The organism is Nostoc sp. JL33 (assembly GCF_017114985.1).
Lineage (GTDB): Bacteria > Cyanobacteriota > Cyanobacteriia > Cyanobacteriales > Nostocaceae > Nostoc.
Window position 1 is genome coordinate 1 of the sequence record NZ_JABXKP010000016.1, and the last position, 19,341, is coordinate 19,341.

Genomic DNA, 19,341 nt, shown 5'->3' on the forward strand with positions numbered 1-19,341 from the left:
GTGTTTTTTCTAGATATTCTGCACTTTCGGTGATTTCTATTTCTAGCTGACGTGCGATTTTGCTACTGTCCGACTTACCTCGACTCTCTATTATATGCAAGCTCAATCTAAATTGATATTAGTCATTAGTAACAGTATCATCAAAGCGATCGCACCCTACAAAATCAACTCAAAGAATCTGGATCTATCCCCAACTTTCGCAATTCTTGTGCAAACCTGTCAGCGCGTTGTTCGGCAGCGATCGCCCGTTCTTCTGGTGTTAAATATCTGACTCCTTGTTTGTCATACCAATACAACCAATCCCGCGTAATTCCCTGATAGGTTCCCCGTTCATAACCAATTGCTAAACCTATCTCTGATAACCAAACTAGATTTCCTGGCTGCAATACATATTCACCATTTACAAACCGATAAACTTCTAAAGGTGGTTTTCTCCGGCGTTGGGGATTGTAGACAACATAATACAAAATCTCCATCTCCGCATAAAGTTTCTTTTTGCTGGTGTATTCCCCACGCCGTCTGTGAGAAACAACTTCTAATGCCATAATCGGCATCACCTTTTCTTCCCACAACACATAACTTAAACGCAAGTTCTCATCAAAAACTCGCTCGACTCCTAAACTTAAAAATCCATCAGGCACAATCGGCGGTAATTCGGGATCGTAATATATCCCCATATCAACGCCAAAAAACCAATCCATCCGGCTTGTCCACAGCCAAGCTAAGATGGCTTCTAGCAAGCCCGGAATCAAATGTTGTAGTTGATTATCCACAGGTTCATCGTCAGAATCGGGCAGATCCTCGGCTCCGGGTAAGCAGTGCAATGGGTTGTAATTTAACATGGTGGGTGCGACGCAAACTTATAATATTGATGATATCTATCCACCTCTGACTTTTTATTGCGATAATTCCCAAGGGAGACGCGCTCTCCACTGGTTAATTAAAGGGGGATAGATGACACTCAAGCGGTTGGTTTTAATTTTTGTGCTAACGCCGATAGCAGTTCTGTTGGCAGTTTCGGCTTTATTCGGTAGTTGGCAAGAACCTCAGTTCCAAAGTCGCCTAGAACTCTACCAAACTAATATTGCTCTACAAGCCCAAGCTTGGCAATCAGAAGATAGCAACGATGACAATCTCCAAGCGATTCGGGAAGCTATACTTGGTGAACAACCCCTGGAAAACGCCACAAAGCAGTATCAGGATGCGCGTCAATCAGTTCAAGCTAATTTGGACAAAGTTAACAACAAACTTGCACAATTACGCTCTCAACCTGAAATAACTCCCGCCCCTCCAAAACCTCTACCGGACGTTCCTCCTACTACTAAAACCTCTCAACGGGGACAGCAGCAACAGTTACAGCAGTCTTTTAAGCAACTCCAAAAATTACTGGCTGAATTAGACTTGCGCCTGGGAATTTTACAAGCACAGCAAGGACAGGCGGATACAGCCCTCAAGACTTGGAGCGAATTACAACAACGCTCAGATATCAATCCAGAATTTGGGCAAACTGCTGCTGTATTGAGTGGACTATGGAGCAATCCTCCCCGTCTACTCCCAAATGCCCAAGAACCGATTCAAAAGAATTTAGAAGGTTGGTTTCGCTCTACTGCTTTGGTTGAGCTATACCAACTCCAGCAACGACAAGACGCTTTATCAGCAGTAAAAGCCGCACAACAAGAATCTTCTGCTCAAGCGGTGATTAAATTAGCAGTTATTGGCACTATTCCCACCTTGGCAGCTTTAATTGGTCTAATACTGCTGATTTTCTTATTTGCTCAACGCTTGTTAAAAGGAAAAGCCTCGTTACTAGCTCAAAATGCTGATATTCCTTGGTCAACGCCTTGGGATGGTGAAACGGTTTTGCAGGTTTTTATCATAGGCTTTTTCTTCATGGGGCAAATTTTTGTGCCCTTGGTGATATCGGTGCTACCAATAGAGCGTCCCATTGTGAATGTGCGACTTCAAGCGTTTTCTGTCTTGGTTAGTTACCTATTGGTGGCATTAGGTGCGCTGTTAGTGCTGTATTTCTCTCTCAAGCGGTTTTTTCCACTACCAGAATTTTGGTTTCGCTTCCGTTTGCAAGATAACTGGTTTTGGTGGGGACTGGGGGGTTATTGCACGGCTTTACCTATAGTTGTGGTGGTATCTTTGATTAATCAACAGCTATGGCAAGGACAGGGTGGTAGTAATCCCCTGTTGCAACTAGCCCTAGAAAGCCAAGATGGTGTAGCACTTGGCATATTTTTCTTTACAGCAGCGATCGCAGCTCCATTTTTTGAAGAAATTCTGTTTCGCGGCTTTTTGTTACCCTCTCTAACTCGTTACTTACCCGTGTGGGGATCGATTCTGATCAGTGGTTTGTTGTTTGCGATCGCTCACCTCAGCTTGTCGGAAATTCTGCCACTGACCGCATTGGGGATTGTCTTGGGGGTAGTTTACACGCGATCGCGTAACCTCCTCGCTCCGATGCTCCTCCACAGTCTCTGGAATAGTGGTACATTATTAAGCTTGTTTGTTTTAGGTAGTAATTAGCACTATATTACTACTGTTGCTGAAAACCAAAATCTCTGCTTTTATCTCCATAAGTAGGAACAATTTACTAGTGATAATTGGTTGTAAGCATAAATACTAGCTGAAAACCAAATTAAGATAATGGCAAAAACAAATCAAAGAATGCTACTAACATAGACAACAAACTATCTAGTTAAGCATTTATTCCGATTCGGATGATTTTAGCCATTTTCGAGATGTTAGAAGATGCCTCTTGCGCTTCTACGTTCCCACTAGCCAGACAACTGGTCTGGTAATTGGTGCGATGGCATTTGAGACCCAGTGGAAGCGATATCTACGACGGGCTACGCCAGAGCAAAAAAAATCCGGAAATAATACTGATGGACTTGTAAAAAGTGGTGTATGTAGCAGTTTTTGCTGATTATTGAGGTTCATTCTTCTCAAGAAAAATGTCTTGCCTAAAAATCTGCAAAACTGCTGCACCAGGGTTTGCGATCATCAAATCCACCAAAATTCATTAAGGAGTGCCAGATTTTCAGGCTATGCCGCAAGACATCTTAGTATCGCCTCTGGAATAGAAGCACGCTGATTTTGGTTATTCTTCTTGGGGCTTACTTATAGTGAAAAAATTAAAAATCTATTTATTAAACAAATCCATTTACTTGGTTTCATTACAATAAAGACTTTATTTTTATATCTCACTTATCAAGGAGCAGCACTTATATGGCAAATTTCAACCCCAGTCATCCTACCAAACAACTTCTAGCTGGTTACTGTGGCATTATCCTGGGAGGATTTGGGGTTCATAAGTTTATTTTAGGATACGCTCCAGAAGGCTTTATCATGTTGGCGATTTCTATAGTTGGGGGTTCTTTCACCTATGGCATTTCCTTGTTAATTATGCAACTTGTAGGTTTAGTTGAAGGCATGATCTACTTGAATAAGTCTCCTGAAGGATTTGTAAATACCTACTTTGTGAATAAGCAGGGCTGGTTCTAGGGGAGCATCCCAAATGTGTAAAAACATAATTTGTCATTGCGTACTTCTTTGGAGTACATTGGGCAATTCTCAATACTGCGTAGGTTTTGTCTAAAAAATAAAAATGTGTAGGTTGGGTTTCGTTCCTCAACCCAACCTAAGAGCGGGATTTGTTGGGTAACGCAAAGCCTCAACCCAACCTACAAATATTCTTAACCGAGCAGTATTGGGGCAACTTTACAAGACGCTACCGCGTTAAGCGAAGCTATGCCCTTGGCGTTCGCGGGAGCGTGTCGTAGAGAAGCCTCTCGAACGCCAAGGGCGTCTCCTGTCTTGAGAAGGGCTGTAGGGAGAAGCAATTGGCGTGGAAACCCCCTGTTATGGCGCTAACTCACTAGGAATTTGCTTACCCATCAATTTCATGTATATTTATTTCTATTGATATGCTCATTTTCAAACCTAAACACCTTACCTGGGTAATGTTCCTCTTGTTGGGCATAGGGTATTTCAGTGTTATGTCTCATGTGGAAATCAACTATTTCTTAAAAAGCCTGATTGTGATCATGCCAATGCAGGTGGTAGCTATTATTTATGTGACTTACCTACGGTGGAGCCAACATTGACACACAACGAAGTACGATAAATTAATAATTTTAATATGGTTGACATTCTGTCGTAGTCCGATATTTCGCCTACGCTCAAATTAGAGACGCTTTTAGTCCGGCGTTGAATTTCTGTAGCGAATCTAAACACTTGCCATGCAACTTGTCCCAAAAACTAAGCCAGCCCCAGAATTTGACCCAATCCTAGAGAAAATTATTCTCGATGTTGGGGGCATGAAGTGTGCTGGGTGTGTGAACGCAGTAGAGCGACAGCTAACCCAACATCCAGGAGTCAAGAGTGCCTGTGTGAACCTGGCCACAGAGGTAGCAGTTGTAGAGTCAGAAACTGGTGCAGTAGATGCAGATGCACTGGCACAGCGATTAACAGCCGTTGGATTCCCGACTCAACAGAGAAAAGCTAGTGGCACAGTAGCAGGCGAGATATCTACCTTACCAGATCCAGCAGAACGACAACGCCGAGAAATGCGCTCTTCTGTTAGGCAGTTGGCGATCGCTGCGGTGTTGCTGGTATTGTCGGGAAGTGGACATTTTGGTAATCTTGGTAGCTCAGTGCTGCCAGTACTGAATAACATCTGGTTTCACTGTGGACTAGCGACAGTAGCGCTATTAATTCCCGGTCGCCCGATTTTAGTAGATGGCTGGCTGGGCTGGCGGCGAAATGCGCCTAACATGAACACCCTGGTGGGATTGGGAACACTCACAGCCTACATTGCTAGTTTAGTAGCATTACTCTTTCCCCAAATGGGTTGGGAGTGCTTCTTTGACGAACCAGTAATGATGCTGGGCTTTATTATTTTGGGAAGGACATTAGAGCAACAAGCTAGAGGTCGCGCCGCCGCCGCATTTAGAAAATTGCTAGCACTCCAGCCACTCTTAGCGCGATTGATTCCTAACCCAGAGAAAGTCGGAGTGGGGTCTTCTAGTGTAGAGATTCCTGCTGAACAGGTGCGTGTTGGTGAATGGTTACAAGTGCTGCCAGGTGATAAAATTCCTGTCGATGGTGAAGTGGTGGTTGGTCAAACAACTGTTGATGAATCCATGCTGACGGGCGAAGCAGTGCCAGTAATCAAGCAACCAGGAGATATAGTGACAGGAGGGACGCTAAATCAGTCAGGAGCGATCGCTATTCAGGCAACACGTATTGGAAGTGATACAACTCTAGCTCAAATTGTCGCTTTAGTAGAAGCCGCCCAAACTCGGAAAGCCCCAGTACAGAAATTAGCAGATACAATCGCTGGTTACTTTACCTATGGTGTGCTGACAGCATCTGTATTAACATTTGTCTTTTGGTACTTTTTCGGCACTCACATCTGGACTAATATCACCATGTCTGGTGGCATGGAAATGATCAGCCACGCTGACCACTCCGTAGAGACGCGATTAATCCCGTTACCAACTCCCCACTCTCCTTTATTAATTAGTTTAAAACTAGCGATCGCAGTTATGGTAGTCGCCTGTCCCTGTGCTTTGGGACTTGCCACACCAACAGCGATTCTTGTCGGGACTGCTATGGGCGCAGAACGGGGTCTGTTAATCAAAGGCGGCGACGTTTTAGAAAAAGTACACCAGTTAGACACCGTAGTATTTGATAAAACTGGTACTCTGACCACAGGTAATCCCATCGTCACAGATTGTCTATTAATTGAGGGAATGGGGAGTGGGGAATGGGGAGTAGGGAGTAAGCCCCACTCCCCACTCCCTACTCCCTACTCCCTAATCCAACTAGCAGCAGCTGTAGAAAGCGGTACTCACCACCCCCTAGCAAAAGCGATTCAGCAAGAAGCACAACGGCAACAGTTATCTATTCCAGAGGCTGTGGACTTTCACACGGAACCAGGACTAGGGGTGTCTGCTGTGGTAGAGGGCACAGTTGTACTGTTGGGTAATTGGGACTGGTTGAATTGGCACGGCATTGCCATTAATGAAACTGCACAACAAATAGCACAAGATTTAGCAACAGATGGTAAAACAGTTGTTTGCGTAGCAGTTGGGGGAACTTTAGCTGGGCTAATTGCTGTTTCTGATACCTTAAGACCAGATGCTCAATCCACCGTAGACAAATTGCGTCAGATGGGCTTACGGGTAATGTTACTTAGTGGCGATCGCCCAGAAGCAGCTAGCGCGATCGCCAAACAATTAGGATTAGATAGTGCTGATGTCATAGCGGGTGTCCCCCCAGCCAAAAAAGCGGCAGCAATACAAGCCCTCCAGTTAGAAGGGACAAAGGGACGGGACAGGACAAAGAAAACTCCTCACTCCTCACTCCTCACTCCTAACTCCCCACTCCCCATTACCCACTCAGTAGTAGCAATGGTAGGAGATGGAATTAACGATGCTCCAGCTTTATCCCAAGCAGATGTCGGAATTGCTTTACACTCCGGGACAGATGTGGCGATGGAAACTGCTGAAATTGTCCTAATGCGCGATCGCTTAAACGATGTCGTCGAATCTATTCAGCTTAGTCGTGCCACTTTCAACAAAATCCGCCAGAATTTATTCTGGGCTTTTGCATATAATACAGTTGGCATTCCTTTAGCAGCTGGTGTTTTGTTCCCTAGTCTAGGTTTTGTCCTTAACCCATCTGGTGCTGCTGCATTAATGGCTTTTAGCTCTGTTAGCGTCGTCACAAACTCAATATTATTACGACGATTAGCTCATCACCCCTAAAATACTCTTTTGCACCTCAAATTTCCAAGCACAAATCTTGGTTATTTCTATATAAAGTTAAACTGAGTCGCCCCGTCAGGTTTTACGCAGCCCACAAAGCCTCTTGAGAAACTTACCAAAGCTATCATAGCTACTGGAGTAGAACGGCCATGTTCTACTCTTTCAAGGTATTATGCAATTTTAAAGCTTATTTAGATCAGCACCACAGAACTTATGGTGCGCGAAAATGGCAGCATACGATACTAAAAAAATCTTCAACTATCACAGTTCCACCGATTTATCAATGGCAGCAGAAACCAATGAAAACCATCTACTGATTATTGAAGACGATCAAGGTCGCAAAGAATTTTCTCTGGAGCAGCCCGTCTACTCTATCGGTAGAGACCGCGAGTGTAATATCCGTCTGATGTCGCAGTTTGTCTCCCGCCGCCATGCCACATTAGTGAGATTGCCACGAGACCATAATAGTCATAGCTACTATTACCGGATTGTAGATGGCGATGCTAAAGGTAAGCCTAGTTCCAACGGTTTGATGATTAATGGGCGCAAGATACCAGCCCGCGATCTAAAAAATGAAGACGAGATTGTTTTTGGGCCTCAAGTACGTGCAATTTATTACCTTTTAAGAAACACTCAGCGTTTGGGACAGACGGATTCAAGTGAGTACGATATTACACTAATAAACCCCGGCATGGCCGAGGATTTAGAGGATGTATGAGACTGAATTATAACTACCAATCAGAGTCTGAGACTCCCACAGTTTCAAGTCGTGGGAGTGTCAATTCAATCACCAAAGTTATCCTGCAAGACTTTCAATCAAATGCCAATGGCGGCTACTTTCAATAGCCTGCTTGATGAATTCAAACATTTGTCGGCAGTAATTATCTAGTTGGAGTGGTAGTTCTTCATTTTTAATCACAATACTCATCCGGGTTTCTGTTTCAGTAGATTTTGATTTATCAATCAGTACTTCTACTGTTATCAATTTAGGAAAAGGAACATTGCCAGGAACCTGACGACCGATAATGTACTCGCCCGTGTGGTATTGAATATCCAACTGACAGTCCTGTAAAAGTTCTACAAGTAACGGCAACAGATGGTCACTAGGAACAGAAACAATAAATGAACAGGTATAGCGAGCCATAATAGCCCCACGCCTTGCAACACTCCGTCCATCGTATAATACCGAAGCATCTAAACGGAAAGTCATTAAAAAAGCAAAGTTTTTGAGTTTTGAGATCAGGCATTACCAGATATACAGTCACATCTGTTCTATCCACAACGAAAGTGCCGTAAGCTGAAAGTTTGATCAAAAACTTTACAATAAAGCTTTGGCTGAGGTAGAAAATGAAAGTCGTAATTACTGGAGCAACAGGATTTGTTGGTAGTCGTTTAGTACAACGACTTCACGGGGAAGGTCATAAAATAGTAGTATTAACTCGAAACAACGCCTTTGCTCAAAAGGTTTTTCCATCTGAGGCTTTCCCCAATCTAGAAATTGTTGCCTATACACCAAATGCATCTGGTTCTTGGCAAAGTGTCATCGCTAGTTGTGATGGCGTAGTTAATTTGGCAGGAGAACCAATTGGTGAAGGACGCTGGACACCAGAACGGAAACAAGAAATCCTCAATAGCCGAAAGTTAGGTACACAAAAAATAGTTGAAGCAATAGCCAATGCTAACCCCAAAACGGCAGTCGCTACAACGGGGGGAACCCCCGCAACGCGCTGCCTCCCATCTGTATTAATTAACGCTTCGGCTATTGGCTACTACGGCACCAGTGAAACGGCAACCTTTGATGAAACAAGTCTATCTGGTAACGATTTTCTCGCCCAAGTCTCCCAAGCCTGGGAAGCAGAAGCGAGAAAGGTAAAAGATGCTGGTGTCCGGTTGGTAATTCTGCGTTTTGGGATTGTTCTGGGTAATGGTGGTGCTTTAGGTAAAATGATTTCGCCTTTCAAACTTTTCGCTGGTGGCCCCATTGGCAGTGGTCGGCAGTGGTTCTCTTGGATTCACGTAGACGATTTAGTTAACCTGATTCTGCAAGCTTTAACTAAATCGGAAATAGAAGGCGTATATAATGCTACTGCCCCTAACCCAGTCCGTATGGCAGATTTAAGCCAAAGTTTGGGACGAGTCATGAATCGCCCTTCTTGGTTGCCCGTTCCGGCTTTTGCGATCGAAGCCCTTTTAGGAGACGGGGCTATAGTAGTTTTAGAAGGTCAGCAAGTCATCCCAAAACGCACCGTGGAAACAGGCTTTGAATACAAATATCCTAATTTGCAATCAGCATTAACGCAAATTCTTAGTTAAAAGGGAGTGGGGAGTGGGGAGTGGGTAATGGGGAGTGGGGAGTGGGTAATGGGGAGTGGGGAGTGGGGAGTGGGGAATGGGTAATGGGGAATGGGGAGATGGGGGAGATGAGGGAGATGAGGGGGATGAGGGAGAAATCAGCAATGCCCAATGCCCCATGCCCAATGCCCCATGCCCAATGCCCAATTCTTTGACTACTGACTAGAGAGAAATTTTCTGGAAACCCAACTGATAATACCACTGAGAATGGCACCGCCCATGAGGATGCCGATCGCTGGGTTAAACAAGGGTTGCCACAGTTTATGCCACAAATCCAAACCCAGGTTTACTCCCACCGCATCTCCGATCGCAGCGATCGCTAACCAGCCAAAGCCAAACAAAACCAAAAAAACATCTGCCACTAAAAGCATGTTTAGCCAATTTAACAATTTCTCTTTCATGATCAAAAGGGGAATGGGGAATGGGGAGTGGGGAGTGGGGAATCGGAAATGAGGAATGAGAAGTTGGTATTAGGAAGAAACAAGGTAGACAACAGAGACTTATTCAATAATTTTTCCTTGTCCCTCTTGTCCCCACTCCCTACTCCCTACTCCCCACTCCCCATTCTCATTCTTCAAACAGCCAATTTCTGACTTTTGTCAAACTCTGCCAATCTGGTTTTCTACTTAAACCGTCTTCAATACTATTTTTTATTTCATCACTCCATTCTTCATTGACAAACATTAACTGCTGTGCTACGTCAATGTGTTCGCGCAAACCTTTTTGACCTGTTTCCAGCATTGCTAAGGCGAGATTGACTCTAGCCTGGGGATCTTGTGGATTTAACTTGACTGCCTTCTGTGCAGCTTTGTAAGCCAAGCTGGGTTTGTTATCGAGTAGATACAACCACGCCAAACAAATCCAAGCAGCACTAGTTTTAGGGGCGCGATCGCACACTTCTTTAAACACAGGAATTAAAGAATCTACGGCTTCTCCTGCTTTATAGCGTTCTAAACCTGTATCAAACAGGGATTCAACTGTTTGAGTCATAGTAAATTAATCATGAGTCATTATTCGTTGGTCATTTGTCATTTGTGTTCCGTCCAATGACCAGAGACAAATGACAAAGGACTATATTACACCCCAAATGACTTGCCGCAACCACAAGTTTGGTTGGCATTGGGGTTTGTGAATTGAAAGCCACCGCCAATCATGGCATCGCTATAATCGAGCATTAAACCGTAGAGGTATAATAAACTCTTGCGATCGCTAACAATTTTGAAGCCATCATAGTCAAAAACTTCATCTTCAGGGGTGATCTTGCTAGTGTCTTCAAAGTCCATCATGTAAGACATCCCAGAACAGCCACCCTGACGGACTCCTACCCGTAAGCAGAAGTCTGTGCCTTGCCTGTCCCGGAGGGATTTTACCTGGTGCAATGCGGCTTCGCTCAACAGAATTCCGCGTTGTTGAGCCTGAATTGCTTGTGTCATCTGCTTTTTAAACTCCTTAATTAGTCTAAGCGTTACCCTGTATTGGCTTGTTAATGCCTGTGGGTTGCTCTTGATGTTTTTGTATTCATTCTAGCGGCTTAGATGGCGCTAGATGGCAAATTGTAAACACTCCGTCAAAAGCAGCCAAATATTTTTATTCTAGAATTGAGAGACTTAACGTATTTATATCGGTATTTTTGAAGTTCAAGTCTTGCCGCCGCCTGGGAAGCAACCACCCTTCAGGTGCAGCCATCAAAACTTAATCCGAGGCTAGCTATCCCCCAAAGTTTACTTCCAAATTGCTTCTTTTGATTAACTTACTCTATGACAAGTTTTAATCGCTCTACCAGTCGTCGGTTGAAAAAATTAACTCAAATTCCTTCTGTATGGGAGGGCGATCGCCGTCCGTTGTCATCACCAAACCAGCACTCAGACTCAGAGGCAAAAGGAGAATGCATTCTTTGGGTAGATTACTCCCAAGGTGTTGTTCGAGGCATGGACGTGGTAGCTTCAGATATTGGCCCAGAAGCAATAGTTCGCACCTTAATGCAAGCAATGGAGCATCCCCAAACTCCAGCAAGACCCGCCAGACCCCAAAGAATTTTAGTCAGAGACCGCGAGATCCAATTTTACCTGCGGGGGGTGCTGCAAGATTTGGATATCGCCATCGACTACGCACCAGAACTGCCTTTAATTGACGAACTATTTCGTGGATTTGCTGACATCCTTGATAGTGAAACCCCCGACTTACCCCCACAGTATGCACAAATCTTGCGAGAGAAGGCATTTGCAATTTGGCAAGCCGCACCTTGGGAATTTGTGCAAGAACAGCAAATTTTGTCAATCGAGATTAATAAGTGGGATGTTGGCACACTCTACGCCTCAGTCATGGGAATGCTGGGAATGGAGTATGGGATTTTGTTTTATCGCTCAGAAGAGTCTTTAAAACAGTTTCGCGCCGCAGTTTTAACAGATGAAGAATCAACGGAGCATCTAGAAGAAGCGTTCCTCAAGCAAGATTGTCTGTTTCTCACTTTTGAGAGTGCTGATGAAACCGATGAAGATGAGGATGAAGAAGCTGATTTGGCGGATCTGCCATTATCAGAAATTGACCCCACTTTCGGTAATATCCACCCCTTAGAAGGACTACGGTCTGTTTTGTATGAGGAAGAAGCACTGGTAATGTTGGTTGCCATCGAAAGCCTGAGCCGCTTTATTCGCGATCACCGTCGCCAGCTTCATGAAGACATCTTCCCTACCCTCAGCCGTCGCTATCGCATTTCTCTGCCGCAGTCGGAAGAATCAACTAAATCTTTGGCTGTGACAGTCTCTACCATGCCGCAGTTAGCAGCAGAATTAGAGGAAATGGCAGGCTTTGATGACGATGATCAGGAGATTGAGAACCCTGATTCACCCGCAATCCTCGCATTGCAAGATGACTTGATACCAGAAGATTCCTTCCTCAGCTTAGGTGTGGTGTCCTGGGAAATGTTGGAACACCTGCAAAAGGGGATCATTTACCATCAGGCTGGTGAAATCAAACAAGTGGGTGATGGTTTGCCGGTGATTTTAATTCAAACTTCCCGCCCCAAAGCTAAGATTGTAATTGAAAGAATTGAAGCAGCAGGCGGACTCAAAGCAATTTGCTTTAATGCAGGTGCCGACCCCTTCGATGGCGATCGCTACGACCTGGGTTTATTACAAACTCAAAATGGCGAATTGTTCCTATTCGGTGAATTTTTAGATGAAGATCCTATTCATGTAGAAGCACGAAAAAAATGGAATCAGCGCTGTAAAAATACTAAGGGCTACTGTGGCTTAATCATTGCCAAAGGGCTAACGGGAGCTTCCCGTGGCAATCCTCAGTTACGAGATATGATGGCTTTGTTTGAAGCGCGTAAGCAAAGCCTGCCGTAGGCATCGCTTTCACCTAAACATTTAGCTATTGGCACTCTTCAACTGATGCCTTAACTTAAATTTGAATAGTTGCCCGAATTCCCGCAATCCTCAATCTGAAATTGTCCCGATCAGAAATTAAGTTGATGTCTATTTGATTCGGATATTGACCGCACTCAGTGCTGTTAGCGGATAGCTGTTGTTTAGCCCGTCCTGAGTGAAGTAAAAAGTACTCAGGATTTTTCTGGTCTTTTAACCAAAGCCAGACAAGTTCCGTCTTTGCTCAGGACTCTTCATCCGCGTACCTCTCAGGGCGCGGCACTTTGTAATCCATATTTATGTATATGTAAATACTAATAGGCGATCAATGATTAGAAGTTAACTTTACCTCAATTTCATGAAGTACCTGTATTTTCATAGTTTTTCAGTTATTTTATTTGCATAGTACCCAGTATAAATAATTGTAAGTAGCTAAAAATTTATCTGCAAGGTTCCGTTTAATCAAACCTAGCTGACCAGTTAGATATTGGAACTTTTTTTTAACAAGTTTTTCAGTTAAGCATCTTGTTATGTATCGATATGATTAAGCAAAAGGTCAGGTGATATCTTTTTCTTCGTAATCTTTTTATAAAGAATGAAAATGAGCTTATTTAGTGTCTCAATGAAGATTATTTAAAGTCCGTAAATAATGGCTATAATGAACAGACTACCGAAAAAAATTGAGATATACAATTATTTTTATCGGTATATTTAACTAATAATAAATAGTTGTCAATCAACACTTTCTTGGCAGTAATTTATCTCTTAGTTCAAATCTGCTCCCAAGGGTTGCTGTTAAATTTTTAGCCGCATAGTTGGCTAAAAATGATTTATACAGCCTCCAGATAGATGAATACGAACAATGGGAAAAACCGCTTAATTTAAAGCAAACTATATCACTAGAGTCAGGATAAAAAACATGCAAAATTTCATCGGATATTTACAGGAAGTTGATGTAAAAGCATCAAACAAAATTAAAATCTTATCATCGTCAACAGTCAAGTAACATCATATCTGCAATGGTGCAGATGGGTGTTTGTTCGAGAGCGATCGCTTACTTGCCTACTTTCTAAGTAATTATTCAGGAGCTATACACAGCACTCTAACTCGCCTCTAAGCCAGCATTTCAGGATGATCATGATTGTGAAGGTTTATTGTCTGGTGTTTTACCAGATGTCCTCTCCAAGCGGGTTTGACGAACTTGGTTAAAAGAGAAGGTCAAATGCTTTCAATGGAGAATAATTTTGGAAATCTTGATTGAGTCAACAGTAGATGTCTCAAATTGATTTATAAAATTTCATTGCCAGCCTTCACTAATGCTGTTAGTAGGCTTATTGTCTTCCAAAGCAAGTATGTGCTATTTTTGCTGTCACAATAGCAACAATAGCAACAAATAAAGTGTAAGATTTTGATTTATTTAGAAAATGATGAATCCTTTGGCAAAATAAACATTTTTAATATTAATCGTATTACTTGTTTCCTGAGACAAACTCATGATAATGTAATCGGCCTCCTCTTTAGTTAGATTCTTTCAATGATCTAAAATATACAGCAAATAGCATGATGATAATGACAAATAAAAAATGGGCGGTTAAACGTATAACAGTGAATCTCGCAACACAGGAAGCGGAAAAGCTAGAAAAATATTGCGAACAAACAGGTAGACCCGCAACCGACGTGATTCGTGAACTGATTAGAAGTTTGCCTGTCTCAGACGACAGCAAAGATGTAAATAGGTAAGAAGATGCTTTCACGACTTATCCAGATAACTGCTTTGCCACCAAAAAAATAGCTATGATACTTTTTTAAGTTCGCCGCTATGGACAAGAGTTTGTCTAGCTGATACAGACGCGTTTTCTCGCGTCTGGTCATTTACCGGGGCTAAAAAAGTGATCAAAGAACTTTTGGTATCGACATTGCCTGGCCTTAATATGCTGGTGGAGTTGATATTAAGTAGCAAATTCCGACACCAACCCAGTTACAATCTGTAAAGAAACTGAAAAGGAACGACGGAATGCGCGTTGCAATCGTAGGTGCGGGACTGGCTGGGCTAGCAACCGCAGTAGATCTAGCTGATGCTGGTTGTGAAGTAGAGATTTTTGAATCTCGTCCGTTTGTGGGTGGTAAAGTTGGCAGTTGGGTTGATGGCGATGGCAACCATCTAGAAATGGGGTTGCATGTATTTTTCGGGTGCTACTACGAATTATTTGGTTTGATGAAGAAAGTGGGGGTGTTAGGAAACTTACGCCTCAAGGAACATACCCACACTTTTATTAATAAAGGGGGGCGCACTGGTGCTTTAGATTTTCGCTTTCTTACAGGTGCGCCTTTCAATGGCTTAAAGGCATTTTTTACTACTTCCCAACTATCGTTGCAGGATAAATTGCAAAATGCGATCGCTTTGGGTACTAGTCCGATAGTTCGCGGATTGGTAGACTTTAATGGGGCGATGAAAACCATCCGCAATTTAGATAAAGTTAGCTTTGCCGATTGGTTCCGTAGTCACGGTGGGAGTAATGGCAGCATCAAGCGCCTGTGGAACCCCATTGCTTATGCATTGGGATTTATTGATTGCGAAAATATGTCTGCCCGTTGTATGTTAACGATATTCCTGCTATTTGCAGTCAGAACCGAAGCCTCAGTTTTGCGAATGCTGGAAGGTTCTCCCTATGAGTATTTACACAAGCCCATTCTGGAATATCTGGAAGTTAGAGGCACGAAAGTTTATACACGTCGGCAAGTCCGGGAAATTCAGTTTACTGAGTTAGACGAACAAACCCGCGTCACTGGTATAGTAGTTGCCCAAGGTGATGCAGTAGAAACTATCACTGCTGATGCTTACGTTTTTGCCTGTGATGTTCCAGGAATTCAACGCATCCTACCCCAGGAGTGGCGTAAGTGGTCAGAATTTGACAATATTTACAAACTGGATGCAGTTCCAGTGGCTACAGTGCAGTTGCGCTTCGATGGTTGGGTAACGGAACTGAATGATGGAGAGGAACGTAAACAGCTAAATCATGCGGCTGGAATTGATAACTTACTTTATACAGCCGATGCTGACTTTTCTTGTTTTGCCGATTTGGCGTTGACTAGCCCTGCTGATTATTATCGCCCAGGACAGGGTTCATTGTTACAGCTAGTGCTGACACCGGGAGATCCGTTTATTGCCCAAAGTAATGAAGCGATCGCCCAGCATGTCCTCAAGCAAGTGCATGAACTGTTTCCTTCGTCGCGGGAGCTAAATATGACTTGGTACAGTGTGGTAAAACTTGCTCAGTCTCTCTACAGAGAAGCGCCAGGGATGGATGCGTACCGTCCCAACCAAAAAACACCAGTAGATAATTTCTTCCTTGCTGGGAGTTATACTCAGCAAGACTACATTGACAGTATGGAAGGTGCTACTATTTCTGGACGGCGGGCGGCAAAAGTGATTTTGGAGAGTTTGAAGAATTGAGGTAGACACGCAGTAGCTTCGCGTTCGCCTAGCCTCTGGTAGATAAGGAAGAAGAGAGATGTCAGATTGGTTAGAGCATACTGTGCAGGTAGAAGTAGACGCTCCCATAGATTTAGTATGGAGCCTCTGGTCTGATTTGGAGCAAATGCCTCGGTGGATGAAGTGGATTGATTCGGTGAAAGTTCCGCCAGATAATCCAGATATATCTATTTGGAAACTGAAGACGGGTAGTTTAGAATTTAGTTGGAAATCTCGAATTCTGAAAGTTATTCCCAACCAAATTATCCAATGGGAATCGATTGATGGTTTGCCCAATCAGGGAGCGATTCGCTTTTACGATCGCAACGGTAGTAGCATTGTTAAAATGACTATTTCCTACGCCATCCCCGGCATTATTGGCAAAATTATGGATAACTTGTTTTTGGGGCGGGTAGTTGAATCGACGATTCAAGCTGATTTGGAAAGGTTTAAAGAATACGCGCTGAATGTTAAAGCTAATTGATATAGATAAAAACAGGCAGTAGGAAACAATCTGTAAAAGTTTCTTGCTGTCTGAAGGGAAAATATGGATTTTTTAATTGCGTGTCTTTATTACGAAGTACAAGTTAGAGAGTGCTTTATCTTTTCTATAGCTTGATTCAATCCTTTTGTGTCAATCCAACCTACATAACCACCAAAAAGCATTTTGTTATTGCTGTCAGCTAGAAAGATATGCTTGACGTTGCCTGGATTAATAAAAATTTTAATTACAGTACCATCTTTAAGAGTAAAAATAGGTCTTGCTCTTCTGAAATCTCTACTGTGGGCTTGAGTCATACCTGGGACATTGACTAATATTTCAACAACTTTTTGAGCGATTTTAGAAATACTGGTAGCTATTTCTGCTTCAGTATTCCATTCTTCCAGCCAATCTATTCCTTTTTGACTTAAGCGAAAATCTTCTTTTACAGCAAGCTTCTTATTCACTAAACTAGACAAATTTTTTAAAGACAAAATAACCGCAATAATGTATAAAATAGTTTTGGTGAATCTACCTGTAATCCTTGCAAATATTTGATTTGACATATTAACTATTGCCTATTATGACGATAGGATTCCTAGTCCTTAACTATAAAAATTCTCTAAGTGTAAAAAATCAGTAATAATACGTGAAAATACTATTTAAACCAAAGTAACCTGCGATCGCGCAAATTGTTAAGCATTAGTTACAACCTAGTAAATTGCATTAACCCACTCTACTTACTGTTGGTTCTGGAAGCGGATCACCTACAGCTTCGTAAGCAATAATTAGAGACTCTAAGGCTTCAATTCCATTTACCACAGCCAACTCGTAAGTATCCCCATGAGTCCGCCAGCGTTGTCCTGGAAAATCAGGGAATCCTACCAAAAAACAATCATCTTCCTCAGACCACTGAATAATCATTTGGTATTTAAGCTTACTCATCTTGTCTTTTCTCCTCTATTTCTTCATCTGATTTTCTGAACTTAGAGGGTTAAAAAACTACCAAGTTGGGTCGCTAAACAAATTAATCGTCAATTCCTCGCGTGGCGGTACTGCGGTGATACAAGCGCGGATGATTTCTCCATCTTCTAATTCGACGGTGCAAGCGTGACAAGACCCCATCAGACAACCGGTGGGAATAAATACCCCAGCCCGGTCTGCTACATCTAAGAGGGCTTCTCCCACTTCGGCATCTACTGTGACATCATCTGGTAAAAAGCGGACACGAACAATCATCAATGTTACGTATTTAATTTAGGGCGTGTCATTTGTCAGTTGTCCTTTACAAATGACCAATGACAAATGACAGTCTTAACAAAAAAATTTGCATTTCAACGCACTTTAGCTTAGGACAAAAACAGACTTAAGTCTAAATGGCTTTCAACTTCAGTGGCTAGAGAGTCCAAAATCTGCTCTCGCTGTTCCCGATAGTTAGCAACACCGGTGGGTAAAGATTTTAAACCTCGCTGTTGACGGAGGCGATTTAACCAAGCGCGTCGCCAAGGCCCATTGTCAAAAAGCCCGTGGAGATAACTACCCCAGACTGATTGACAACTATCCACTAAGCCTAAATTAATATCATCAAATAAGGCATGGTAGGATTCGGGATCTATGCCTTGCTGTTCGATGCGCGATCGCCCTTGGTGAATTTCAAAGCCATTAACTGGCAAGCCCTGTTGTGGATAATTTGAGCTAACTTGGCGCTGGCGGGCAATTTTTTGACCTGTAATTACAGTTCTGATTGGTAAAAGATTTAACCCTTGAAATCTGCCAGCTTGTCCCTCTATCCCTTCTGGATCAGCGATGATTTGACCGAGCATTTGATAGCCGCCGCAGATACCTAAAACCGTTCCGCCAGAGGCAGCATAGTGTTGGATAGCTTCTGCCATACCGGTTTTTTGCAGCAGTAGCAAATCAGCAATTGTGGTTTTTGTTCCTGGGAGAATCACAGCATCAGGATGTCCTAAATCTTGCTTAGGGCTGAGGTATTTTACTGAAACTGTGCTTTCTGATTCCAGTGGGTCAAAGTCAGTGAAGTTGGCAATTCTGGGTAAGCGGATGACGGCAATGTTGAGGTCAGCTTGGGTTTTATTCGACGACGATTGACGTTCTAGCAGATCAAGAGAGTCTTCTGCTGGAAACACATGTTGTAAGTAAGGTATAACACCGATAACGGGGATACCTGTGCGTTCTTCTAACCATTTTATCCCCGAATCTAAGAGCGATCGCTGTCCTCGGAACTTATTAATTACTACACCCTTAATTAAGGCGCGTTCATCTGGTTCTAATAACTCTAAGGTTCCAATCACATGGGCAAAAGCACCACCCCGATCTATATCAACTACTAACATGGTTGGCGCATTTAAATATTTTGCCACCCGCATATTAGTTAAGTCGCGGTGTTTGAGGTTAATCTCAGCTGGACTACCGGCACCTTCACAAACCACCAAGTCAAATTCTGTTCCTAAATGCTGTAGCGATTCTTCAATTGTCCGCCACCCCAGTTCAAAATATTGCTCGTAGTAATCTGAGGCACTCACTTTGCCAACAGACCTACCTTTGATAATTACTTGGGAGGTCATATCCCCTTGGGGTTTGAGTAAAATTGGGTTCATTTCTACCCAAGGCACGACTCCCGCCGCCCAAGCTTGTACTGCTTGGGCATAGCCAATTTCTCCACCAGTGGCAGTGACATAAGCATTTAAAGACATATTTTGACCTTTAAAGGGAGCCACTCGCCAGCCACGCCGCGACAGAATGCGACAAATAGCTGTAGTTAAAAGTGATTTCCCTGCATGGGATGTTGTCCCCACCACCATAATTGATTTCATAGTCGCTATTAGTTCGTTTTTCCAGATACAGGGTTAATTTTTAGGAGCAAACAAT

19 protein-coding genes are annotated in these 19,341 nt (G+C 43.0%); 10 read left to right on the forward strand and 9 right to left on the reverse strand.

Annotated elements, in window-relative coordinates; translation table 11 throughout:
* Positions 1–164 precede the first annotated feature (164 nt).
* Entirely contained in the window at positions 165–842 is a 678-nt protein-coding gene (locus tag HWQ23_RS03220; RefSeq protein WP_292823458.1) for a Uma2 family endonuclease, read from the reverse strand.
* A 112-nt stretch (positions 843–954) separates the two neighbouring features.
* Between HWQ23_RS03220 and HWQ23_RS03225 the strand changes: the two genes are divergently transcribed.
* From HWQ23_RS03225 to HWQ23_RS03240, 4 genes are all read left to right on the forward strand, one after another.
* Complete coding sequence (locus HWQ23_RS03225; protein ID WP_292823461.1) at positions 955–2,532, forward strand: CPBP family intramembrane glutamic endopeptidase; 1,578 nt, start codon at positions 955–957, stop codon at positions 2,530–2,532.
* Positions 2,533–3,234: 702 nt separating this feature from the next.
* Positions 3,235–3,510 (forward strand): TM2 domain-containing protein, encoded by a 276-nt coding sequence (locus HWQ23_RS03230; protein WP_292823464.1) that lies wholly within the window; start codon positions 3,235–3,237, stop codon positions 3,508–3,510.
* Between the two features lie 737 nt (positions 3,511–4,247).
* Positions 4,248–6,779, forward strand: coding sequence for a heavy metal translocating P-type ATPase (locus HWQ23_RS03235; protein ID WP_292823467.1), 2,532 nt, complete (start codon positions 4,248–4,250; stop codon positions 6,777–6,779).
* 226 nt (positions 6,780–7,005) lie between these two features.
* On the forward strand, positions 7,006–7,497 hold the full coding sequence (locus HWQ23_RS03240; protein WP_292823470.1) for an FHA domain-containing protein: 492 nt from the start codon (positions 7,006–7,008) through the stop codon (positions 7,495–7,497).
* A gap of 78 nt (positions 7,498–7,575) precedes the next feature.
* On the opposite strand, the gene HWQ23_RS03245 is transcribed toward HWQ23_RS03240, so the two are convergent.
* The gene (locus HWQ23_RS03245; protein ID WP_292823558.1) at positions 7,576–7,923 is read right to left on the reverse strand and encodes a hypothetical protein; all 348 of its coding nucleotides are present in this window, start codon (positions 7,921–7,923) and stop codon (positions 7,576–7,578) included.
* 203 nt (positions 7,924–8,126) lie between these two features.
* On the opposite strand from HWQ23_RS03245, the gene thyD reads away from it, so the two are divergent.
* Together thyD and HWQ23_RS03255 are read left to right on the forward strand one after the other, a co-directional pair.
* Positions 8,127–9,092, forward strand: a complete 966-nt coding sequence (thyD, locus tag HWQ23_RS03250; RefSeq protein WP_292823473.1) for a thylakoid membrane protein ThyD — start codon at positions 8,127–8,129, stop codon at positions 9,090–9,092.
* 76 nt (positions 9,093–9,168) lie between these two features.
* Positions 9,169–9,297, forward strand: coding sequence for a histidine kinase (locus HWQ23_RS03255; protein ID WP_292823475.1), 129 nt, complete (start codon positions 9,169–9,171; stop codon positions 9,295–9,297).
* Here HWQ23_RS03255 and HWQ23_RS03260 read toward each other — a convergent pair.
* The 3 genes from HWQ23_RS03260 to HWQ23_RS03270 form a co-directional block, all read right to left on the reverse strand.
* Positions 9,287–9,532 (reverse strand): hypothetical protein, encoded by a 246-nt coding sequence (locus HWQ23_RS03260; protein ID WP_292823477.1) that lies wholly within the window; start codon positions 9,530–9,532, stop codon positions 9,287–9,289. The two genes, HWQ23_RS03255 and HWQ23_RS03260, sit on opposite strands and share 11 nt — an antisense overlap.
* A gap of 166 nt (positions 9,533–9,698) precedes the next feature.
* Complete coding sequence (locus tag HWQ23_RS03265) at positions 9,699–10,121, reverse strand: tetratricopeptide repeat protein (RefSeq protein WP_292823479.1); 423 nt, start codon at positions 10,119–10,121, stop codon at positions 9,699–9,701.
* Between the two features lie 86 nt (positions 10,122–10,207).
* Entirely contained in the window at positions 10,208–10,564 is a 357-nt protein-coding gene (locus HWQ23_RS03270; RefSeq protein ID WP_292823481.1) for an iron-sulfur cluster assembly accessory protein, read from the reverse strand.
* A gap of 324 nt (positions 10,565–10,888) precedes the next feature.
* Here HWQ23_RS03270 and HWQ23_RS03275 point away from each other — a divergent pair, with 324 nt between their 5' ends.
* The 4 genes from HWQ23_RS03275 (at position 10,889) to HWQ23_RS03290 (ending at position 16,455) form a co-directional block, all read left to right on the forward strand.
* Positions 10,889–12,481, forward strand: a complete 1,593-nt coding sequence (locus HWQ23_RS03275; protein ID WP_375466687.1) for a DUF6930 domain-containing protein — start codon at positions 10,889–10,891, stop codon at positions 12,479–12,481.
* Positions 12,482–14,062: 1,581 nt separating this feature from the next.
* A complete protein-coding gene (locus HWQ23_RS03280) occupies positions 14,063–14,239 on the forward strand; it encodes a ribbon-helix-helix domain-containing protein (RefSeq protein WP_292760490.1) in 177 nt (58 codons plus the stop codon).
* Between the two features lie 274 nt (positions 14,240–14,513).
* Entirely contained in the window at positions 14,514–15,953 is a 1,440-nt protein-coding gene (gene zds / locus HWQ23_RS03285) for a 9,9'-di-cis-zeta-carotene desaturase (RefSeq protein ID WP_292823484.1), read from the forward strand.
* Positions 15,954–16,011: 58 nt separating this feature from the next.
* Entirely contained in the window at positions 16,012–16,455 is a 444-nt protein-coding gene (locus tag HWQ23_RS03290; protein ID WP_292823487.1) for an SRPBCC family protein, read from the forward strand.
* A gap of 89 nt (positions 16,456–16,544) precedes the next feature.
* Here the strand turns inward: HWQ23_RS03290 and HWQ23_RS03295 are convergent, their stop codons facing one another.
* From HWQ23_RS03295 to cobQ, 4 genes are all read right to left on the reverse strand, one after another.
* Positions 16,545–17,018 (reverse strand): hypothetical protein, encoded by a 474-nt coding sequence (locus HWQ23_RS03295; protein WP_292823490.1) that lies wholly within the window; start codon positions 17,016–17,018, stop codon positions 16,545–16,547.
* Between the two features lie 160 nt (positions 17,019–17,178).
* Positions 17,179–17,397: a type II toxin-antitoxin system HicB family antitoxin gene (locus tag HWQ23_RS03300; protein ID WP_292823493.1), complete on the reverse strand. Its 219-nt coding sequence runs from the start codon at positions 17,395–17,397 to the stop codon at positions 17,179–17,181.
* Between the two features lie 57 nt (positions 17,398–17,454).
* On the reverse strand, positions 17,455–17,691 hold the full coding sequence (locus HWQ23_RS03305; protein WP_069073076.1) for a 2Fe-2S iron-sulfur cluster-binding protein: 237 nt from the start codon (positions 17,689–17,691) through the stop codon (positions 17,455–17,457).
* Between the two features lie 110 nt (positions 17,692–17,801).
* A complete protein-coding gene (gene cobQ, locus HWQ23_RS03310) occupies positions 17,802–19,286 on the reverse strand; it encodes a cobyric acid synthase CobQ (protein ID WP_292823496.1) in 1,485 nt (494 codons plus the stop codon).
* Positions 19,287–19,341 lie beyond the last annotated feature (55 nt).